Below are 20,763 nucleotides of genomic sequence, written 5' to 3'. Positions count from 1 at the left end.
CCATGACCACAGAGCAGTTCGCAGGAAAGGTCGCCTTCGTCACGGGCGGCGGATCGGGGATCGGTCGCGCCACCGCGGTCGCCTTCGCCGAGGCCGGTGCCGACGTCGCCGTCGCCGACCTGAACGAGGAGTCACTGAGAGCAACCGCCGCACTGATCGAGGCCGCCGGTCGCCGCGCTCACACCGCGGTGTGCGACGTGTCCGACAGCGCGTCCGTCGAGGCGGCCGTCGCCTCGACCACGGCTGTCCTGGGTCGGCTCGATTTCGGCGTCAACAACGCAGGAGTCGAGCAGCCGCCGAAGGAGCTCGCCGAGACGAGCGACGAGGAGTGGGATCGCCTCATGAGCATCAACCTCCGGGGCGTCTTCGTCTCGATGAAGCACGAAGTGATCGCGATGGGCGAGACCGGCGGCGCGATCGTGAACATCTCCTCCGGAGCCGGTGTCGTGGGGATCAGCGGTCAGGCGGCCTACTGCGCCACCAAGTGGGGCCTGATCGGGCTGACCAAGGCCGCCTCACTCGACTACGCAGCCCGCGGCATCCGGATCAACGCGATCTGCCCGGGAATCATCGAGACCCCGATGATGGACCGCTTCTCCGGCGGCACCCCGGAGGGCCGCGCGCGAGTAATCGCGCAGGAGCCGATCGGCCGGATGGGTCGCCCGGAGGAGATCGCCTCCGCGATCCTCTGGCTCTGCTCCGACCTGGGCGGATTCACACTCGGCCATGCGCTCGTCGTCGACGGCGGCCAGACGGTGGGTCTGTGATGAGCGACTCGACCCACCGCCGCGTGCTCGTCGGGCTCGACGACGACGGCCGATCGACCGTTGTCGGCGACGCCTTCGATCTGCCGATCGTCCGCCCCTCGGCGCACGTGACCCTGCAGGAGATCTGGCGCCAGGACAGCATCCCGGCCCGTCTGGACGACGCGACCGACCCGCGGCGCGAGGGCTCCCTCCCGGCGCCGCCGAACGGGGCAGTGGTGCGGATCCTCACGATCGCGCCCTTCAGCGGTGTCTCGACGGAGTGGGCCGCCGACCTGCACTTCGACGACTCCCTCCACATCATCACGATGACGACGGGTCTGCTCGACATCGTGCTGGAGGAGGGCGAGGTCTCGCTGGCGCCCGGCGACAGCATCGTGCTGCCGGCGAGCATGCACGACCTGCGCAACACCTCCGGCGCACCCGCGACCTTCGTGTACACGTCGTTCCCCCTCGAGCGCTGACAGCTCTCCCCTCCACTCCTGAAAGGCAGGGTCGCCGTGCGCGCGCGTCCGGAAACGACGAAGTTGCTGACCGAGTACTACGCAGCGATGGAGGCGAACGATCCCGACCTGTTCGGCTCCTACTACGCAGAGGACATGACGCTGACGTTCAACAGCGGGTCCGAGATCCGCGGCCGAGAGCAGGTCGTCTCCGCCTTCAGCGCCATGCTCGACCGGGTCGTCTCGCTGGGTCACGAACTCGTGAACGCCTGGGAGGAGGACGGCGGAACCGTCTTCTTCGAATCGATCGGCCGGTGGACACTGCACAGTGGCGTCGTCCTCGAGGTGAAGGCCGCCTCGCGGATCACCATCGTCGACGGGCACTTCACCGATCAGCGGATCTTCGTCGACAACGCCGAGGTCGAGGCAGCGCTCGCACACGAGATCCGCGCCTCCGCGGCTCCCGAGCCCGGCGAGCACCGCTCGCTGCGCTCGCGCCTCATCGTCACCGGCGTGGACGGCGACGGAAGATCGGTGTTCCTCAGCGACGAGCCGACGACCGACCGCTTGGTCGGCGACGGCTACACCCGCAACCAGCTCTGGCAGGGCCTCAGCGTCCCCACGCCGGTCACCGCACCCAACGGGCCCGGAGACGCCTCGGTCATCCCGCCTCCCCCGAACGGATACGGCTACGACATCACGGCGTTCGCCCCCGACAGCGAGTGGGACTACCAGGCCGGCTACGCCCGGCTCCTCGCCCAGTCCGGAGTAGTTCCTGAACCGGGTGACGCACCAGGCATGCACATCACGGACACGATCGACATCGTCTCGGTGATGTACGGCGAGGTCCATCTCCTCGTCGACGCGGGCGAGAAGCTCCTGCAGGCCGGCGACACGACGGTCATCCGCGGCGTGAAGCACGCATGGAGCAATCGGAGTGACCGCCCCTGCGTCATCTCGGCCGTTCATGTCAGCGCAGTCCGCTGACCGAGCAGCGCAGCCTCTCAGCGGGAAGGATCGACCATGATCAAAGAGTCAGCCGCGTTGGCCAACTACCCCGTGGATGTGCCTGTGAGCGCCGGCGACGTGCGCAGCGCGATAGAAACATCGGCTCGTGTGCTCATCGTCCTCGATGACGACCCCACCGGCACCCAGTCGGTCGCCGACCTGCCAGTGCTCACGCAGTGGGATCCGAGCGACTTCCACTGGGCTCTGAGTCTCGGACGTCCGGCCGTCTACGTGCTCACGAACACACGGAGTCTGGACGCCGTCACCACTGCTCGCCGCAACCGTGAGATCGTGCGCAATGCAAGCCTCGTCGCCTCGGACCTCGGACTCCGTCTCGCCTTCGTCAGCCGCGGGGACTCCACCCTCCGAGGCCACTTCCCGCTCGAGACGGACGTCATCGCAGATGCCCTACGAGAACTCACGGGCGCGGAGATCGATGCGATCGTGCTGGTCCCCGCCTTCCCGGACGCGGGGAGAATCACCGTCGGCGGAGTGCACTACATGCGCGACGCCGATAACCTCATCCCGGTCTCCGAGACGGAGTTCGCTCGTGACGCCACATTCGGGTACCAGAGCTCCGATCTCCGGGATTACGTGACCGAGAAGACCCAAGGCCGCGTAGCCGCCGAGGACGTCGTTCTGCTCGATCTCTCGATCGTGCGGTCAGGGCCCGAGGCGGTCGCTCAGGCTCTTGCCGGCCTGACAGGCGGAACCTATGTCGTCGTCGACGCCGTGACCGAGGACGACTTGCGTCTGCTCGCACTCGGGCTCGACCGCGCGGAGCAACGAGGCGCCACTCTGCTGTACAGAGTCGGCCCCCCATTCGTTCGCGCTCGGGTCGGGCAGGAGATTCATCCCCCTTTGACGGCTGACGAGGTCTATGGGTTGGCCGGGAGCGACTCTATCGGCGGGCTGATCGTGGTCGGCTCTCACGTCGGTCTCACCTCGCGGCAACTCCTCGTCCTCGAGAACGGCGGCCAGGTCGAGGCGACTCTCGAGGTGGATATCGCCGCAGTGCTCGACGGCGACCGAGCCGGTGATCAGATCGACTCGATCGTGAGCCAAGCGATCGACGCACTCGGGCGTGGAGATGTCGTCGTGCACACCAGTCGCACCCTCGTGCGGACGAGCGATCGGGAGGAGAGTCTGGAGATCTCGCGCCGAGTGTCTGCTGCAGTGGTCCTGATCGTGCAGCGCATCCTGGCAGCACGGGCACCTCGCTATGTCATCGCCAAAGGCGGGATCACCTCGAGTGACGTGGCCGCCTTCGGTCTCGCCATCCGACATGCGATCGTGCGCGGCCCGATGCTGCCCGGTCTGGTCTCCCTCTGGGCGCCGGCTGACGGACCGGCCGCGAACATCCCTTACATCGTGTTCGCAGGCAACGTCGGCGACGACCAGTCCCTCGCCGCAGTAGTCGCCACCCTGGCCCGGCCATCCGAGACGAGATGACCGTCGCTCTCTGACGGGTAGGTGTCAGCGCTGCCCGCATCACTGCGCAGCGCGACAGCGTTGACCGCAATCCACGGCGGGCACCACGCTCGGCACATCGGTGAAGAATGATGTCGAAACTCGTTGACAAGTCCCACAGTGCGGGATAACTTCAACGTCAGGCAGCGAAGCTTCGTGATGAACGGGAGAACCCGGCACGGCTTCAGCGCTGTGCAGAGACCTACTCCGCTCCCCCAGCCGTGGGGAGTCGACTCCCCTCATACCGATGGAGGCACCGGTGCCACTCGCCGAGCACGATCGCAGCTTCGACATCGAACTCGCTGCCGTCCCGACCGTCCCCCGGACGAACAAGCGCTGGCTGACTGACCTGAAATACCGACTGCCGACGCGCTACCTCGCCGCTTGGGCCGCCCTGGCCCTGCTGATCCTCGTCGCAGCCGCCTTCGCGCCGTCGAGCATGCGCGGGCCGTCCATCTCGGTGGTCACCGCGCTCGCGGGCATCCTGACCTTGGCGGCGCTCGGGCAGATGCTGATCCTGATGATCGGCGGGCTCGACCTCTCGGTCCCCGCCATGATCGCGATCTCGGCCGGGATCGTCGTCCGCTACGGAGTTCCCGGCGCGAACCTCCCGCTCGTGATCGCTCTGGCACTCGCCGTCGCTGTGGCGTTCAGCCTGGTCAACGGCGTGCTGATCTCCGTCCTCCGGCTGAACTCGCTGATCGTGACGCTCGGCACCCTGGGCATCGCGTCCGGTGCGATCGGGCTCTGGACCGGCGTGTCCTTCTCGCTCACCGGAGCCGCTCCCGCCGCGCTGACCGATTTCGCCCGGACCTCCTTCCTCAACGTCAACGTCTGCTTCCTCCTCGCGATCGTCGTCGCGGTTCTGCTCGGGCTGAGCCTCTCCCGCACCCGGGCAGGACGCATGGTGGGAGCGGTGGGCGCCAATCGGCGAGCCGCACGCACCCTCGGCGCGCACGTGCTCGCGATCGAGCTCGGCGTGTTCGCTCTGGCGGGGCTGCTCTACGGCCTCGCCGGCGTCCTCGTCGCCTCGTTCATCGGCACTCCTGACACCTCGATCGGCACCCCCTACCAGCTGGCGACAGTCACCGTGGCGGCCATCGCCGGCGTCGCGATGAACGGCGGGCCGGGCAGCGTCGCACCCGTCATCGCCGCCAGCGTCTTCCTCCAGCTCCTCGACCAGGTCATCGCGATCGCGGGACTCCCGACGGGAGTCGGAACGATCTTCCAGGGCGTGTCCCTGGTCGTGGCCGTCGCCGCGATCGCCATCTGGCGGGCGCTCCACACCGGAGCGCGCCGACTCGGCAGCCTCCGCCGTACGACGTCCTGAAGTCCGCGGTCCACATCACCTCGGGATCGCAGGATCCTCCTTCCCCACCACGACATCCCCACCCCCCTTAGAGAAGAGACCCGACAATGAAGTTCACCTCTCTCGGGCAGGCACGACGCAGCCGTCGCCTCGCCCTGAGCGCCCTCGCTCTCGGAGGAGCGCTCACCCTGATCCTCACCGGCTGCTCGACCACCACGAGCAGCGGCGGGGGTGGCGAAGCGGCCCAGGTGTCCGACGAGACCACGACGATCACCCCCGAGAACGTCGACCAGGAGCAGTTCGCGGCCACCATCCGCAAGGCGTTCCTCACCGACGTCCCCGTCTCCGATCTCGACCCGATCGTGGCCGATGCCCTCGCCGTCGCCTCCGAACCGCTGAGCGACGAGAACCAGGCCCTCTTCGAGGAGTGCCTGCGTCAGCCCGTCTGCGAGACCGGACACGGATCGCTGAAGGTCGGCATCCCCATCTTCGTGACCGCGAACGCCTACACCAACGTCAACCGCGCCGAGACGACCGCGCAGCTGCTCGCCTACCCCGAGGTCAGCGAGATCCACTACAGCATCTCCAACGGAGACATCGCCGCGTCGATCTCGAACGTGCAGAGCCTGATCACCCAGGGCGTCGACGTGATCATCGTCGACCTCGCCCTCGGCGGGGCCATGAACTCGGCGCTGCAGGAGGCCGCCGACGCCGGCATCACCATCATCAACGTCAACACGCCGGTGTCCGACGACACCTCGACACTGCTGACGACGGACTTCCCCACCGGCCTCTGCCAGACCTACACCAACGGCGTCGAGGCGCTGACGAGCTCGATCACCGAGCCGTCGACGTACATGCTCTTCACCGGCATCGCCGGCAACGACAACGCCGGCGCCTGGCAGCCGTGCGCGCGGGAAGCCTTCAACGCGGCGGGCTGGACCGAGCTCCCCGGCGGATTCACCAACTGGAACTCGCAGGGCGAGGCTCAGGCCGCCAACGCCCTCCGGGCCTCCGGCCAGGTCCCCGGCGCAATCGTGTACGACTTCTCCGCCGACCGTCTCGTCCAGCCGTTCATCGACGCCGGCGAGACCCCGCCGGCCGTCATCTCGGGCGTCTCGACCTACGCCTGGCTCACCACAGTGCAGAACGCCCAGGACGCCGGCGTGCAGCTCGACTCCTGGGTCTCGAACGGACACGTCTGGTTCGGCCGCCTCGCCGTGACCGCCGCGATGCAGCTCGCCCACGGCGAGGACGTCTCCTCAGAGGTGACCATCGACCTGCCGATGGCGCCCACCAGCGACGTCCTCGACACCGACTGGCAGGACATCCCCGCCGACGCCATCATCTCGAGCCTCCTCACCAACGAGCAGATCTCGCAGGCGCTCGCCGCCAACTGACCAGGCGTCGCCTGCACCCCATCTGGTGCGGGGTTCTGAATCATCGGACCCCGCACCACCCCACTCCGGTCCTCGACCACCACGTCCTGAAAGGTCCCGCCCATGGCCGACACCCTGTCGACACCGCTGCAGGAAGCGCCGAACCTGACGGTCCCCGCGCTCTCCCTCCGCGGAGTCACGAAGACCTACCCGGGCGTGAAGGCCCTCGACCAGGTCGACTTCGAATGCCGTCCCGGCGAGGTCCACGCTCTGGTCGGCGAGAACGGCTCCGGCAAGTCGACTCTGATCAAGGTCGCTTCCGGCGTGCTCACCCCCGACTCGGGTGAGGTCCGCATCGGCGGCGAGCTCTCGACCGGGAGCGGCGTGAAGCGCGCCCGGATCCTCGGCCTCGGCACCGCCTACCAGGACACCTCGCTCGTCCACGAGCTCTCGGTCGCCGACAACATCGCCCTCTCCTACAACGCGATAGGGAAGCCCTGCCCCGACGATCTCGTGTCGATCCTCGGGACGTACACGGCACCCTTCGCGCCGACCGACATCGTCGACGACCTCGGCCCCGGTTCCCGGCAGCTCCTCGAGGTCGTCCGCGCCATGATCCAGAAGCCGCACGTGCTCATCCTCGACGAGCCGACCGCCGCCCTCGACATGAACCTCGCCGCGCACCTCGAGCACCTCATCCAGCTGTGCCGAAAGGACGGCATGGCGATCATCTACGTCAGCCACCGCCTGGCCGAAGTCCGGCGTCTCGCGGACCGCCTGACCGTCATCCGCTCCGGAGTCATCCAGGGGACCTATGACGCCGACGACTGGGACGTCGACACGATCGTCGAGCTGATGGTCGGCGTTCCCGCCGACCTCAAGTTCCCCGACCGGCTCGCAGCTCCCAGTGACAAGAACCGCCTCGAGGCGGTCGATCTCACCGGACCGAGCTACGGCCCCGTGTCCTTCTCCGTGCGCGGCGGCGAGATCGTCGGCTTCGCCGGCGCCGAGGGCAACGGGCAGCGCGCCCTCCTCCGCGGCGTCATCGGCCTCGAATACGACAGCGGGACGATTCTCATCGACGACGCCGCACTGTCCTCGCCCAGCCCCTCCTCGGCCCTGAAGGCCGGCATCAGCTTCCAGAGCGGTGATCGCGCGATCGAATCCGTCTTCGCCCCCCTCTCAGTCATGGACAACGTCACCACCCAGCTCGGCTCCGATGCCGGACCGGTCGGTACCGCGCCGGGAGGACGCCTCCGAACGGCGTTCGCGGCCGCCTCGAAGCAACTGAACATCGTCGCCGCCTCGCCCTACCAGCCGATCGGCGCCCTCTCCGGCGGCAACCAGCAGAAGGCGGTCCTCGCCCGGCCCGCGCTCAAGAAGCCGAAAGTCCTCATCGTCGACGAGCCCACTCAGGGCGTCGACGCCTTAGCGCGCATGGACATCTACCGCATGCTCGTCAGCGCCGCCGAGGAGGGCGTCGCCGTCGTCGTCAACTCCTCGGACGCCGGCGAGCTCGCCGGACTCTGCGACCGCGTCTACGTGATGTCGCGCGGACAGATCGTCGAGGAGATCATCGATCCGCCCTCCGAGGCCGCCATCGTGCGCAGCTTCGTCAACACCACCGACACCGCCGCCACCCGCACGATCCGCAAGCCCACCTTCTTCGAGAAGTGGAAGGCCCGACTCCCGATCAACGTACCCGTTCTGATCCTGGTCGCCCTGATCGCCGTCGTCGCGATCTACACCGGCATCAACTCCGACGTCTTCTGGAGCTCGCGCAATCTTGCGAACCTCCTCCTCGCGACCCTCCCCCTCGCGATCGTCGCCCTGGGCCAGCAGCTCGCCCTGCTCTCCGGAGGATTCGACATCTCCATAGGCTCGACGATGAGTCTCACGGTCGTGGCCATGTCCTTCACGCTGCCGAGCCTCGAGGGCGGTCCGATCCTCGTCACGGTGCTCGTCCTCCTCGCTATCGCGCTGGCCATCGGCGGACTCAACGCCCTCATGGTGATCGGCTTGAAGGTCAACTCGGTCGTCGCGACGATCGGAACCCTGGGCATCGTCGCCGGCACCGCCATCGTGCTCCGCCCCCAATCAGGCGGGATCATCGCTCCCGACCTCGGATCACTCGCGAGCCTGGGCGTCGCCTTCATCCCAGCCCCGTTCGCGGTACTCGTCGCCGTGGCCATCGGCCTCGAGATCTGGCTCACCCGGAGCACCTCGGGCCTCGCGCTGCGCGCCGCCGGCTTCAACGAGGAGGCGAGCAGCCGCATCGGCTGGAACGTCAACGCGATCCGCTCGCGCGCCCTCATCCTCTGCGCCCTCGGTGCCGTCGTCGCCGGCGTCTTCCTCGCCTCGCAGACAGGAGTCGGATCGAACGCGGTCGGCAGCAGCTACTCGCTCGCCTGCTTCACCGCGGTGTTCCTCGGCGGCGCTGTGATGACCGGCGGGCGCGGCTCCTTCATCGGAGCACTACTCGGCTCGATCTTCATCTCGCTCCTCAACAACGCGATGCCCTTCTTGAACGTGCCGCCCGCGGTCTCCCAGATGGTGAACGGAGGCATCCTGGTCATCGCCATCTCCCTGTACGCGATCCTCGCGCGGGCGCGGGCACGCAGATGAGCCCGAGTGCTCCAGCGGTACTGGCGCGGCTCGCACCGGCATCACCGGTCCGACCGGCCCTGGTCGGACGTGCTGCTGATCGACCGCCGGTGGAAGCACCGTGCTCGCCTGACTGCGTCTACTGCCGTGGCCCGGAGACGGACTGAACGCACCGTTCCCGTCGCCAGACGAGGGCCATGACTTTGTTCGCCCGTCGGCCTGACACAGCCGCACGAACGATACTGAGTGGTCCCCGCGCACGCCATCAGCAAGGCGCTCTGTGAATCAGACAGGACGACACCATGACCACGTGGCTCATCACCGGCGCCTCCTCCGGCCTCGGCGCCTCCCTCGCTCGAGAGGTCCTGAGAAGTGGCGACAATGCTGTCGTCACGGCCCGCGATCCTGACCGCCTGCGCGACCTCGTCACCGCGCATCCGGACACAGCGCTCGCCGTCCGCCTCGACATCACTGACCACGATGAGGTCACCGCCGCCGTCGAGGCGGCGTCGGCGCGGTTCGGCGGCATCGATGTACTGGTCAACAACGCGGGCCGCGGTTTCCGGGCCGCGGTCGAGGAAGCCGGTGCCGACGAGGTCGACGCGCTGTTCGCGACGAACTTCTTCGGTCGACCTGATCATGCAGGTCCTCCCGCAGATGCGCGCGCGTCGCGCGGGCACCATCGTCAACGTGTCCTCCATCGCAGCTCCGCGCTCAGGTCCTGCCTCCGGGTACTACTCCGCGACGAAAGCCGCCCTCGAGGGGGTTTCGGACGCCCTCTACCGGGAAGTGGGACCGTTGGGCGTCCGCGTCGTCGTCATCGAACCCGGAGGGTTCCGGACCGACTTCGCCGGCCGCTCGCTCACCCAGTCGAGGACGATCATCGACGACTACGCCGAGACGGCGGGTAGGCGTCGCAAAGAGAACGACACCACTCACGGCACCCAGCCCGGTGACCCCGACCGCGCCGCGCGCGCGATCGTGCAGGTCGTCCGCGCCGACTCCGCACCGTTCCGGCTGCTGCTGGGCTCGGACGCGGTCGATGGCGTCCAAGACGCGCTGCGCGACCGCCTCGCCGAGATCGCTCGATGGGCCCCTCTCAGCACCACGACCGACTTCGACTAGCAGTAGGTCTAGGTGTCTCACCTACCGAAGTCCGCCATCAGGTGGCCTCGCCCCGATCGGTTTCGAATCATGCCGAGCACCCGAGCCGATCGGTAGTTGTGGGCAACCTCGGGCGTTGATAACGGGGACTGGACGGACAACGGACGGCGATGTCCGCCCCGATTAATCAAATAGTGGTTCACGCCGCGCGGATCGGAGCTAAGGCTGCTTGTCGGTATCGAACATGCCGGCGGGTGGCTCCAAGTAGGGCAGCGGGTCACCCGGGAGATTCTCGTCCGTCGCACCCGTGAACGGCCCGTCGGTGGACAGGAGGGCCGCCATGTGTGGCTCGGCGTGGTTGATCCACCAGGCGCTGATCCCGAGCCCTGCGTCGAGGCGGGACGCTTCCCAGCTGCGCCAGAGCGCTTCGATGCGCTGCACGGCCTCATCGATGGTCCACCAGTCGGCGCGCCAGCGTCCGGTGCCCTGACCCTTGGTGGAGACGCGGCGGCGGTACGTGTACCGCCAGTACTTCCTCAGCCACTCGTCCGCGGATCCGTAAACGAGGGTCGGGGAGGAGTCCTCTTCGAACGAGCGCTGCACGGCCGCTTCGGCGCGGGCCTGCATCAACTCGACCCGCTCGGGAGTGAGCGCTCGTTCCAGGGCCTCTTTCGTCATCCCGGCGATGATCCCGGTGATGACGTCCGCGACTTCTCTCGCGGCGATCGCGTCGACGTCGAATGCGCCGAGCAGCGACGCAGCCGCGGTGTCTCGGTCCCCGTCGACGGCGGCCGGGAGGCCCGCAGCCTCTTGCACGTCTTCGCCCGCGAGCGGATCGTCGTCAGTCACGCTGCGCCTGCGTCCGCTTGGCGTCCTCGTTCTCCATCAGGGTCCGCATCGAGGCGGCGAGGTCGATCGTCGGAGCCGGTTCGACGCTCGCCACGACCGGCTCGGCGCCGGTCGCGACCGGCTGCGCGGCCGTCGCTACGAGAGGAGTCGGCTCGTCGCCGCGTGCCGGCGCGGTCGCGGGGTCGTGGGCGGCGATGGAGGCCTTGATCGCTGCGACCTTCTCCTTCGTGCCCTCGTACCAGGGCACGGTGCGCAGCAGCGCGGCTCGGGATCCGGTGGAGAGCATCACGGCGCGGCCGCGGGGCATCGCTCCGAGCTCGTCCACGGTCAGGATCCGTTCGCGCTTCAACGCGGTCGAGGTCGAGCGGACGCCCTTGTTGTAGCTGGCGGAGGTCGTTTCGCGGTCGTAGTCCCCGACGAGCTCGGAGACGTTCTGGAGGAAGTCGTTCTCCTTCACGCTGCCGAGGTAGAGGAACGCGTTCGATGCGCTCCACAGCTTCAACATGCCCTCCTTTCCGAACACGGCGACGCCCTGCGACCAGGACTGGAACACCGACATGATCGGGATGCCGCGGGAGCCGAAGTGCGAGTAGAGGTCGGGGAGGTCCCGCCACCGGCACACGTTCGCGGCCTCATCGAGGATCCCGACGAGGGGAGTGCGCAGCCGTCCGCCGGGCGAGGTGTCTGCGAGGTCGGTCGCCGCCCCGAGAGTGGCCGCGGTGAGTGCGGTGACGAGGGGGCCGGCGGTGCCGGCGCCCTCCTTGGAGTCATTCGCCACGGCCTAGGCCGTCGTATTCGGTTCTCCCGCCCCCAACTCGCCGCGTCAGACGCCTTCCTTGCCCAGTCGCTGCGTGTACAGCGGCGGTTGCAGGTCGGGCGGGAACGCGCCCTCGATCGGTGCCTCGTAGGGCAGTGCCTCCCCGATTCGGTTCTCGTCGGTGGAGTCTGCGAACGGCCCGTCCGGGGAGAGCAGGACGCTCATGTGCGGGTCGCAGTGGTTGATCCACCACGCGCTCATCCCTGCTTTCGGGTCGGCGCGTGCGGCCTCCCACGCCCGCCACAGCGCTTCGATGCGCTGCTGCGCTTCCTTCGATTCCCACCAGGCCGCTTTCCACCGCGAACTGCCGCCGGAGCCCTGTGCCATGACTCGGCGCCGGTAGGTGCCGATGAGCTGCTTGCGCACGAACTCGTCCGCGGATCCGAAGTGCGTCGTCGGCTCCTCCCCCGCCTCGAGGTCGACGCTCCTGGCCGCGGTGGCGGGCTCGTCGGCGCCGAACGGGTCGTCGTCGTAGCCGCTCATGCGGGAGTCACCGGCGTGAGGTCGTGTCCCTGCTCAGAGGCCGGCGTGGGTGTCGGCGCCGGCGCTGCGCCAGGTCGGTGGTTCGCGAGGGAAGCGTTGATCGCGGCGACGAGCGGCTTGGGGCCGTCGAACCACGGCAGGGTGCGCAGGATGGCGGCGCGGGAGCCGGAGGACATCAGGATCGCCCGCCCGATCTTGCGTCCCTTCTTCGGCGTGGGGAGGTTCGCGAGTTCGGCGACGTCGAGGATCAGTTCGCGCTTCAAGGCGCTGGTGGTCGAGCGCACGCCCTTGTTCATGCTCGCGGAGGTCGTCTCCCGGTCGTAGGTGCCGATCAGCTCCGACACCATCCGCAGGAACCCCGTCTCGGAGATTCCGCCCGCGTAGATCTTCGCGTTCGCGGCCGACCACAGCTTGTCCATGCCCTCCCGCCCGAAGACGCTGACGCCCTGCGACCAGGACTGGAACACCGACATGATCGGGATGCCTCGGGAGCCGTAGTGGCTGTAGAGGTCGGGGAGGTGGCGCCAGCGGCAGACGTTCGCCGCCTCATCGAGGACGCCGAGCATCGGCGTCTGCATCCGGCCGCCGGGCGACACGGCCGCGAGTTCCTCCGCTGCCTCGACGGTCGCGGCGGTGAGGGCGAGGACGAGGGGGCCGGCGCTGCCGGCGCCCTCCTTGGACAGGCTGTAGCGCGTCCCGGTGGAGCGGACGAAGGCGCCCGGATCGAACTCCGGCCGGGTGTCGTTCTCGCCGGTGCGGTTCACCCACTGGCGGGTGCCGGAGTCCTTCAAGCAGGACGCCATGCACCGGGCAGTGGAGTACACCGATCCGCGCTCCCGGTGCTCCAACCGCGTCGCGCCCTGCAAGCTCTTGGCCATCAGCGGGAAATCGCGCGAGGCCAGGATGTCTCCGGCCGTCTCGTCGCCGGGTTTCGTCGTCCACTCGTAGACGTCGGTGATCGGGCGGCATGCGGATGAGGGGCTGCAGGCTGGCGCTGAGGAGGGCCGACTGCCATTTTTGGGCGATGATCGAGATCATGTCAGTTTGATCTTGTTCCGGAAGCGTGTGATTGTCGTCGACGCCTCGCTGCTCGGCAGTCGCGGTCGCCAGTGCCGGCGTCCTCGGCAGCTGCGTCGACCCCGACGGCGGCGACGCCCTCCGTGCGGCTACCGCCCCGCCCGCAGGCCCTGATCCTGCAGGTGCGCACTCACCACCGCGTCCGCCACGCGCCCGGCCGCGCTCGTCCCACCGAGCGGGCCGCCGCGCAGCCGCATGGCGAGCTCACCGGTCACGACGAGCAGGAGCTCCTCCGCGAGCCGCGGCGCCTCCTCCCCCACCAGCGGCTCGGCGAGCTCGGTCAGCCGTCCGCGCAGGGACTCCGTGTCGGCGCGGACAGCGTCGGCGAGCTCGGCCGGCGGGTCGAGGTACTCCGCGGACGACGCGAGGAACGCGCACCAGCGGGCGCCGTGCGGCCGCTCCCGGAAGCGCTCGAGTGCGGGGAGCACGGCCAGCAGTCGCTCCCGGTCCGAGTCCGCCCGCTCGATCTCGGCCTCCCAGGTCTCGAGCCAGGCCGCCTGCCGACGGGCGAGGGCGGCGGCGACCAGCGCCTCCTTGCTGGAGTAGCCGCGGTAGAGAGTGGCGGCCGAGACGCCGGCCAGTGCCAGCACCGCGTCGATCGGCGTCGCGGCGATCCCGCGGCTGAAGAAGAGCTCCTCGGCCGCGTCGAGCAGCTTCGCCTCGGTGCGGGGCCTGATCGAAGCGGCTCGGAGTGGAATGGACATACCTCCAGCCTAGACTCTCAATATGAAACGCACGTTTTCGTTCTCGTCTCCGGCCCCCCTCGTCCTCGCCGCCACCGGGCTCATCGCGGCGACCTACGGTCTCGTGCGCTTCGCCTACGGTCTCCTGCTGCCGGAGATGCGCTCCGAGCTGGGCTTCGACGCGGCCACGGCGGGCGGTGTCTCGGCCGGCGCCTCCCTCGCCTACTGCCTCGGCGCGGTCGCGGGCTTCCTGCTCGCCTCCCGCGCGGCCCGCGTCCTCGTGCTGGCCGCCGGTGCGACGGCGGGCGCCGGCGCGCTCGGGATGGCGCTCAGCCACGAGTTCGTCCCCTTCGCGATCGCCGCCGTCGTGAGCTCCGTCGGCGCAGGACTCGCCTCCCCCGCACTGGTCGACGTGCTCCGACGGGGCGTCCGCCCGGGACTGCAGGCGCGGGCGCAGACGATCGTGAACTCCGGGACGGGCCCCGGACTGGTCGGAGCGGGTGCCCTCGCCCTGACGCTGCTCCCGGGCTGGCGCACGGTGTGGGTGGTCGCGGCGGTCGTCGTGGTCGCGGCCGCCCTCGCGGTCGCCGTGCTCGACGGCGCCACCCCGCGCCGCGAGACCCCGACCGCGCTCTCCACGGCCTGGCTGGGCGCGCATCGCGGGGCGATCCTGGCGGCGGCGCTGCTGGGCGCCGGATCCGCCGGAGGCTGGAACTTCGGCAGGACCCTGCTGGTCGAGCGCGGGAGCAGCACCGCGGAGTCGGTCGTCGCGTGGATCGTCCTCGGGATCGGCGGCACCGTCGCGATCGCCACCGCCCGATGGACCAGCGCCCTGCCGCCGCGCACGGCCTGGACGATCACCACGGCGACGGCCGCCGCTGGGACCCTCGGCCTGGCGCTCACGGCCTCCTCGCCGCTCGCCCTCCTGGCGTGCCTCCTCTTCGGCTGGGGCTACACCGCCGGCACCGGAGCGCTCATCGCCTGGACCACCGCCCTGGACCCGGACCGCGCGGCGACCGGCACGGCACTGCTCTTCGTGGTGCTGATCGCGGGTCAGGCCGTGGGCGCCGTGGGCCTGGGAGCGCTCCTCGACGGGCCGGGCGCCACGGTCGCCTTCGCCGTCGCAGCGGTCGCGACGGCCGCCGCCGGAGTCGGCCGCCCAGCACCGGCGCGGAGGATCGAGGCGGGGAGCGGAGGCGCCGATACCGGTAGCCTCGCGGCATGACCTTCGCGAACGTCGGCACCCTGGGGGCCGCACCCGGCAGACGCGACGAGCTCGTCGCCCTCCTCACCGAGCACAACGCCGCCCTCGTCGGCGCCGGCTGCCTGGCCTACGAGGTCGGCGTCGACGACGAGCAGCCCGACACCGTCTTCGTCGTCGAGCTGTGGGAGAGCGCCGAGGCGCACCGGGCCTCCCTGGCCCTCCCCCAGGTCCAGGCCGCGATCGAGCGGGCGCGCCCGCTGCTCAGCGGCGCCTTCGGCGGCCACCGCTTCGACGTCGTGGGCTCTCCGCTCCGCAGCTGACCTCCGGCGCCGGCCCCGGAGCTGACCTCCGGGACCGGCCTCCACAGCCGACCTCCGGGGCCGGCCTCCGCCGAGGGCTCGATGCGGGCTGCGCGGACGTCTCCCCCGGACGTCGACGCCGTCGGTGATCGCGCCTCCGTCCCTCCGCCCGCTGATTCCGATCCCGCCACCCCGCCACCCGAGAGCAGAGCGCCATGATCAGCACCTTCCTCGTCGAGCACGCCGCGCTCGTGCCGATCGGCTTCTGGATCGCGGTCGCGCTGGTCACGGCGCTCGCCTGGCTGCTGCACCGGCGCGGCGCGAGGAGGACCCTCCTCGTCCTCGCCGCGGTGGCCTTCCTCGCGGGCATCGCGCTGACGATGTACCCGCCGGACGGCACGCCGCTGGTCTTCTGCACCGTGCAGTTCTCGGTGCCGTTCGACGGCATCGACACCCTCGCGAACATCGCCCTCCTGCTCCCCGGGGCCCTGCTGCTAGCGGTGGCGGTCGGCCGCCCCGTGCTCGTCGCCGCCGCCGTCTCCGGCCTGTCCGCCCTGATCGAGCTGGTCCAGGCGAGCGTCCCGGCGATCGGCCGCTCCTGCGACACGAACGACTGGTTCATGAACACCATCGGCGCCGTCCTCGGCGCGCTCCTCGCCGCCGTGATCCTCGCGATCGAGAACCGGCGGGCCGGTCGACGCGTGTCGCGCTGACGCCGCCTCCTGTCGCGTCGCGCTCGACGTCTCGACGCCGGGTCAGTGCGGGGGGCGCAGCGACTCGGCCGGGCTGAGAGCCGTGTCGGCGGTGCAGCCGAGCTCGCCCGGCTGGAGCAGCACCGGCGCCACCACGACGCGGGTGACGGCGCCCGCCTCGCGCTTGACGAGGACGCAGTCCTCGGCGTGCCCCATCGCCACTCCGACGTCCGTGCCCCGCAGCACGACCGTCGGCTGCGCGGCCACCTCCCGAGGTCCCGTCGGAGTCGCCAGACGCTCGCTGATCGCGGCGGCGATGTCCTCGATCGTGCCCGGGTCCTCGGGCAGCGCGGTCAGCACCTCGACCGCGGCCTCCTCCGCGTTCGAGGCCGGCACGACGACCTCGCGCGTATCGGGCGGCGCAGTGACGCTCGGCGTCGACGCATCGCACTCGACGTCCTGCACCCCGGTCGTGGTGCCGAAGACGGTGACGCCGTCGACGCTGTGCCGGCCGTAGAAGTCGAACTCGATCCGGAAGCAGTAGGGCTGTCCGTCCACGCCGACCGTGCGCGTGGTGAGGGCACCGAACGCATCGTCGAGCTCGGGCGCGTCGAAGGACTCGATCCCGACCAGGTCGGCGCCCTCGGCAGCGGCCTCCCTCGCGACCTCGTCGATATCGTCGGGCCGGTCGGTGCCGATCCGATCCGCCAGCGCGGCGGCAGTCTCGCGCGCGGTCGTCTCGGCGACCTCCGTGGTCGCGTCACCGGGGCCGTAGAGGGTCGGGGCGCAGCCGGTGAGCAGTGCAGCGGCCGCGAGGCCCGCCAGAAGCGGCACGGCGCGAGAGCTGCGCGTCACGATCGATCCTCCCCGGTGGCGAGCGGTACGGGCGAGCCTAGACGGGACCGGAGCGGGCGACGGCCCACCGGCCTACGGACGACGTCTGCCGACGAGGTGGACCCTGACGGCGGGCGCAACGAGAGTGCCGATCGCGAGGAGGAGGAATCCCCACCCCTCGGGGATCCCCGCCGCCACGACCAGCGCGCCGACGGCGGTCAGTGCGCAGGCTCCGATCACGCCCAGGATCACGGAGACGGTTCGCGCGCCCCGGCGGGCAGCGAGGACGAGCTGCGCGTCGCGGCGGCGGTCGGGATCGCGGAGTCGGATCAGCGGGAACGCGACGACAGCGAGCAGCAGCACGAGGGAGAACCAGGGGAACAGCTCCCACGCGAACGCGTCACGAAGCAGCGGACCGCGTGTACTCACGAGCAGAGCCTACGGACCGAGGCGGGGTCCCCGACGACCGAGTCCGGCTCAGGGCGTGCTCGCGGTCCGTCTCACCCGCCCTCTAGTGTCGGCAGCGATGGGGGCACGCCGCCCCCGCTGAGGGGATCACATGTCTTCGCTCCCGCGCGCCGCCGTCCGGCGCACGCTCGCTCTCGCCGCCGCCGTCCTGGTCGCCGCCTCCGCACTCGCCACTCCCGCGTCCGCCGCCGATCAGGGGCCCGCGGGCACGATCACCGGGCGGCTCCTGCTCGAGGGGACGCCCGACACGCCTGCGGCCGTCGGCACGGAGGTGCTTCTGCGCCCGACCAGCACCAGCGAGGTGAAGCCGCTCGTCGTCGCGACGACGGACGCGGCCGGGGCCTTCGAGGCCGCCGTCGTGCCCGACGAGACCTACACGGTCAGCGCGCTCGTCGAGGACGGCCTCCACGTCCAGCGCAACCTCGGCTCGGACCGACCGAACGCCGCGGGCACCGTCTTCTCCGTGAGCGCCGGCAAGACCCTCGCCCTGCCCGAGTACGTGCTCCCGCTGGGAGCCACGATCAGCGGCCACGTCGACACCGATGACGGGGTCTCCGTCCCCGTCACCGCCTTCAACCGGCCGCCGTACGGCAGCTACGTCGAGACCCGCACGGACGCGAACGGCGACTACACGATCCGTGGCCTCGACCTCGACTTCTACAACGTCTCCTTCGACGACCGCACCGGCGACCCGAAGGAGTGGTGGCCCAACAGCCCGACCCAGGACGGCGCCGCGCGCATCGTCATCACCAGCCTCGACCAGGCCGTCACCGGCATCGACGCGGACCTCCGCACGGCGCGCGCGAACCCGCTCGACCCCGCCCCCTGCCTCGACCGCTCGACGCTGACCGTCGCGAAGGCCACCTCGGCCGCCCGCGCGTACCTGCGCACCCACGATCTGGACGCCCTGAAGACCCTCACGCGCGCCGATGTGAAGCAGTACCTCGCCCGCTGCGCCTGAGCACGACCCGCCCGAGAAGCGGCCGCCGACACCTCGCGGGCGGCCGCTTCGTCGTGGACGACAGGCAGCGAGAAGCCGAGCGGGTCATCGCGATCGGGTAGCGGGGAACGGTCACCGGTGAGTCCGAGCGCCGACGCTGGTCCCGGCGGATCGCTGTCCCGCGGGCCCGACCTCACCGTCACCTACCCTGGGCGGATGGACGGCACGGTCGATCTGCTCACACGACGACTCCGGCTCCGGCGACTCACCCGGGAGGACGAGGCGGCGGTGACGGCGTACCGGGGTGACGCCCGCGCCTCCCGGTTCCTCGGTCACGGTCCGCTCGCGGAGGGGCAGTACGCCTCCTGGTTCGAGGAGCGGGACGCCGAGTGGGAGCTGCGCGAGCCGGGTCACCGCCGCTTCTACGGCATCGAGGTCCGGGCGACGGCGGAGCTCGTCGGTGACGCCGTCCTCGTCCGATCGGCGGACGGGCAGCAGGGTGAGATCGGCATGTTCCTCCACCCGGACACGGCCGGCCTGGGCTACTCGCTCGAAGCGGGCGGCGCTCTCCTCGACGTCGGGTTCGGGTCGCTCGGCCTGCACCGCATCATCGGACGCGCCGCAGCCGACAACCGCGGCTCCGTGCACGCGATGGAGCGGCTGGGACTGCGGCGCGAGGCCCTCTTCCTGCAGAGCGAGAGACGCGGCGAGACCTGGATCGACTCAGCGGTCTACGCGATCCTCGCGGACGAGTGGAGACGCAGGAGGCACGCAGCGGAATCGACCGGTTGACGGTTCTTCCACGGGTGCGGGGCGCGCCCTCTCACGGCCGCGAGGAGACGGAGAACGACGTCCCCGTGCAGGTGTAGGTGGAGCCGCCCACGACGTGGACCCCCTCGCCCAAGCGCGAACACGTCTGTGCCGCATCCACGAGGATCGGGACCAGGACGGCGAGAAGCACCGCGATGAAGGCCACTCCCACTGCCGCGATGATCACACCAGCGAGGGCCAGGCCGTTCCTCTGACCCGCTCGCCGGGATCGGATCAGCGCGATAAGACTGAGGATCAGTCCCGCCACATTGAGGAAGCCGATGAACGCGAGGACGAATCCGACGATCGTCACCACTCGATTCGAGCGCTGCTGGCTCTCGGTCATCGTCCTTCGGCCGCTGGGAGAAGCGCTCTGAGCGGGAGGAGAGCTTTCGGTCGTCACTCGGGAAACCTAGCGGAGAAGCAGTCTTCCCGACGTGATCCCGACCGTCCGATTCGTCGAGAGAACCGAGCTCGTTCGCCAGCGAATGGCCGAGATCGCTCGACCTCGCCGCGAGTCGACCACCGACAGATATTGCTCCTCACAGATTCACTCCCTTCGCGGGGTGATCACCACTCCACTGGAAGGAGCGCTCGCACGAGCGCCCGGTCCGAGAACCGGTGACGGCGACCGGCTCCACCCCTGAGGAGGACCCTGCTGATGTCCGCTCCTTCGGCGGGACGCCGCTCCCCCGTCAGGTCGCTTCGCGCAGGCCGGTCCGATCGTGGAGAAAGGTCGCAGGAGGGACCGGTTCGGCAGTACGGTCCAGGCAGGAGAGACGTCGACCGGCCCGTCGCCACCACGAAGGCCGTGTGGTTGAGCCGGGACGTATCTGTCGGACGGACGGCGAGCCAGCGTGCGGCGTCGCTCTGGGAGACGGGGTACTGATGAGAGTCACGAGGATCACGCTCGGCATCGCCGGCGCCGTGCTTGCGGCGGCGGCAGTGGCGACGACGATGGGCGTCTCGGCTGCGCAGGACGGCGGAGACGGTCCGAGCACTCCCGAGCAGACCGCTCGCACTGAACCCGCCACTGCTGAGCCCGCCGTCTCACGGGAAGAAGCATCCGCAGAACGCGTGGAGAACTTCCCTGCACTTCAACCGTACGACGGCTCTCAGCCTCTGGTGCCCGTCGCCGAGCTGGTCGGCTCCGCACGAGCGGTCGTCGACGTCGGCGCCGAGAAGAGCCCTGTCTACGCAGCCCTCCTGTCCTACGGAGATCTGCGGGTCGCCCTGCCGAGTCTGGCCTCGGACGTGCAGATCTCTGCCGACCGTCCGGTCTACGTACTGACGGTGCACCACACGATCCAGAACTGGGGCGCGCTCTCGGGCACGGTGGCCAAGACCTGGGACGTCTACACACTCGTCTGCGATGGACCCACGGGGGACACGATCGCCTCCGGCACGGGGACGGACATCGAAGCGCTCGGGATCGAGGGAGAGTACGTCGAATAGCGCCGACGAGCGCGCCCTGCGATGCGGCGGCGCCTCGGCTTGTCCTCACAGGGGACGAGCGATGATCGCCT

General features: G+C 69.9%; 21 protein-coding genes and 1 pseudogene. 14 read left to right on the top strand and 8 right to left on the bottom strand.

Annotated elements, in window-relative coordinates; all coding sequences use genetic code 11:
- The first annotated feature begins 2 nt into the window (after positions 1-2).
- The 8 genes and pseudogenes from MT355_RS15065 to MT355_RS15030 all read left to right on the top strand — a co-directional run bounded on the left by MT355_RS15065 (position 3) and on the right by MT355_RS15030 (position 10,102).
- On the top strand, positions 3-767 hold the full coding sequence (locus MT355_RS15065; RefSeq protein ID WP_243600149.1) for an SDR family NAD(P)-dependent oxidoreductase: 765 nt from the start codon (positions 3-5) through the stop codon (positions 765-767).
- The gene (locus MT355_RS15060) at positions 767-1,228 is read left to right on the top strand and encodes a hypothetical protein (RefSeq protein ID WP_243600148.1); all 462 of its coding nucleotides are present in this window, start codon (positions 767-769) and stop codon (positions 1,226-1,228) included. Before MT355_RS15065 ends, MT355_RS15060 begins: the two co-directional genes overlap by 1 nt.
- Positions 1,229-1,264: 36 nt before the next feature.
- On the top strand, positions 1,265-2,194 hold the full coding sequence (locus MT355_RS15055; protein ID WP_308197401.1) for a nuclear transport factor 2 family protein: 930 nt from the start codon (positions 1,265-1,267) through the stop codon (positions 2,192-2,194).
- A 36-nt stretch (positions 2,195-2,230) separates the two neighbouring features.
- On the top strand, positions 2,231-3,667 hold the full coding sequence (locus MT355_RS15050) for a four-carbon acid sugar kinase family protein (RefSeq protein ID WP_243600146.1): 1,437 nt from the start codon (positions 2,231-2,233) through the stop codon (positions 3,665-3,667).
- A gap of 277 nt (positions 3,668-3,944) precedes the next feature.
- Positions 3,945-5,015 carry an ABC transporter permease gene (locus MT355_RS15045; protein WP_243600145.1) on the top strand — a complete coding sequence of 357 codons (1,071 nt, stop codon included), beginning with the start codon at positions 3,945-3,947 and terminating at the stop codon, positions 5,013-5,015.
- An 86-nt stretch (positions 5,016-5,101) separates the two neighbouring features.
- Positions 5,102-6,394 carry a substrate-binding domain-containing protein gene (locus MT355_RS15040; protein WP_243600144.1) on the top strand — a complete coding sequence of 431 codons (1,293 nt, stop codon included), beginning with the start codon at positions 5,102-5,104 and terminating at the stop codon, positions 6,392-6,394.
- Positions 6,395-6,496: 102 nt separating this feature from the next.
- Positions 6,497-8,998: an ATP-binding cassette domain-containing protein gene (locus tag MT355_RS15035; protein WP_243600143.1), complete on the top strand. Its 2,502-nt coding sequence runs from the start codon at positions 6,497-6,499 to the stop codon at positions 8,996-8,998.
- A gap of 281 nt (positions 8,999-9,279) precedes the next feature.
- Positions 9,280-10,102, top strand: a pseudogene (locus tag MT355_RS15030) (oxidoreductase).
- A gap of 198 nt (positions 10,103-10,300) precedes the next feature.
- On the opposite strand, the gene MT355_RS21640 reads toward MT355_RS15030, so the two are convergent.
- From MT355_RS21640 to MT355_RS15005, 5 genes are all read right to left on the bottom strand, one after another.
- A complete protein-coding gene (locus MT355_RS21640) occupies positions 10,301-10,930 on the bottom strand; it encodes a DUF4913 domain-containing protein (RefSeq protein ID WP_243600142.1) in 630 nt (209 codons plus the stop codon).
- Positions 10,923-11,708, bottom strand: coding sequence for a TraG/TraD/VirD4 family protein (locus MT355_RS15020; RefSeq protein WP_243600141.1), 786 nt, complete (start codon positions 11,706-11,708; stop codon positions 10,923-10,925). The genes MT355_RS21640 and MT355_RS15020 overlap by 8 nt, the downstream gene beginning before the upstream one ends.
- A 45-nt stretch (positions 11,709-11,753) precedes the next feature.
- Positions 11,754-12,230, bottom strand: coding sequence for a DUF4913 domain-containing protein (locus MT355_RS15015; protein WP_243600140.1), 477 nt, complete (start codon positions 12,228-12,230; stop codon positions 11,754-11,756).
- Positions 12,227-13,033, bottom strand: coding sequence for a type IV secretory system conjugative DNA transfer family protein (locus tag MT355_RS15010; RefSeq protein WP_243600139.1), 807 nt, complete (start codon positions 13,031-13,033; stop codon positions 12,227-12,229). Before MT355_RS15010 ends, MT355_RS15015 begins: the two co-directional genes overlap by 4 nt.
- Before the next feature lie 363 nt (positions 13,034-13,396).
- The gene (locus MT355_RS15005) at positions 13,397-14,011 is read right to left on the bottom strand and encodes a TetR/AcrR family transcriptional regulator (protein WP_243600138.1); all 615 of its coding nucleotides are present in this window, start codon (positions 14,009-14,011) and stop codon (positions 13,397-13,399) included.
- A gap of 22 nt (positions 14,012-14,033) precedes the next feature.
- Between MT355_RS15005 and MT355_RS15000 the strand changes: the two genes are divergently transcribed.
- The 3 genes from MT355_RS15000 to MT355_RS14990 all read left to right on the top strand — a co-directional run bounded on the left by MT355_RS15000 (position 14,034) and on the right by MT355_RS14990 (position 16,206).
- Positions 14,034-15,215 carry an MFS transporter gene (locus MT355_RS15000; protein ID WP_243600137.1) on the top strand — a complete coding sequence of 394 codons (1,182 nt, stop codon included), beginning with the start codon at positions 14,034-14,036 and terminating at the stop codon, positions 15,213-15,215.
- Positions 15,212-15,514, top strand: coding sequence for a putative quinol monooxygenase (locus tag MT355_RS14995; protein WP_243600136.1), 303 nt, complete (start codon positions 15,212-15,214; stop codon positions 15,512-15,514). Before MT355_RS15000 ends, MT355_RS14995 begins: the two co-directional genes overlap by 4 nt.
- A gap of 194 nt (positions 15,515-15,708) precedes the next feature.
- Complete coding sequence (locus MT355_RS14990) at positions 15,709-16,206, top strand: VanZ family protein (RefSeq protein ID WP_243600135.1); 498 nt, start codon at positions 15,709-15,711, stop codon at positions 16,204-16,206.
- 42 nt (positions 16,207-16,248) lie between these two features.
- Here MT355_RS14990 and MT355_RS14985 read toward each other — a convergent pair whose 3' ends face one another.
- Both MT355_RS14985 and MT355_RS14980 read right to left on the bottom strand, forming a co-directional pair.
- Positions 16,249-17,040, bottom strand: a complete 792-nt coding sequence (locus tag MT355_RS14985) for a hypothetical protein (RefSeq protein ID WP_243600134.1) — start codon at positions 17,038-17,040, stop codon at positions 16,249-16,251.
- 72 nt (positions 17,041-17,112) lie between these two features.
- The gene (locus tag MT355_RS14980) at positions 17,113-17,448 is read right to left on the bottom strand and encodes a hypothetical protein (protein WP_243600133.1); all 336 of its coding nucleotides are present in this window, start codon (positions 17,446-17,448) and stop codon (positions 17,113-17,115) included.
- 130 nt (positions 17,449-17,578) lie between these two features.
- Here MT355_RS14980 and MT355_RS14975 point away from each other — a divergent pair, with 130 nt between their 5' ends.
- Complete coding sequence (locus MT355_RS14975) at positions 17,579-18,448, top strand: carboxypeptidase-like regulatory domain-containing protein (protein WP_243600132.1); 870 nt, start codon at positions 17,579-17,581, stop codon at positions 18,446-18,448.
- Between the two features lie 195 nt (positions 18,449-18,643).
- Complete coding sequence (locus tag MT355_RS14970; protein WP_243600131.1) at positions 18,644-19,219, top strand: GNAT family N-acetyltransferase; 576 nt, start codon at positions 18,644-18,646, stop codon at positions 19,217-19,219.
- A 31-nt stretch (positions 19,220-19,250) separates the two neighbouring features.
- Here MT355_RS14970 and MT355_RS14965 read toward each other — a convergent pair whose 3' ends face one another.
- Positions 19,251-19,550: a hypothetical protein gene (locus MT355_RS14965; protein WP_243600130.1), complete on the bottom strand. Its 300-nt coding sequence runs from the start codon at positions 19,548-19,550 to the stop codon at positions 19,251-19,253.
- A gap of 500 nt (positions 19,551-20,050) precedes the next feature.
- Here MT355_RS14965 and MT355_RS14960 point away from each other — a divergent pair, with 500 nt between their 5' ends.
- Complete coding sequence (locus MT355_RS14960; RefSeq protein ID WP_243600129.1) at positions 20,051-20,692, top strand: hypothetical protein; 642 nt, start codon at positions 20,051-20,053, stop codon at positions 20,690-20,692.
- Positions 20,693-20,763 lie beyond the last annotated feature (71 nt).

Origin of the sequence: Rathayibacter sp. VKM Ac-2929, assembly GCF_022815495.1 — a bacterium.
GTDB classification, from domain to species: Bacteria; Actinomycetota; Actinomycetes; order Actinomycetales; family Microbacteriaceae; genus Rathayibacter; species Rathayibacter festucae.
Note: the sequence above shows the minus strand (reverse complement) of the source record. Positions and strands in the feature narration are given on the sequence as shown.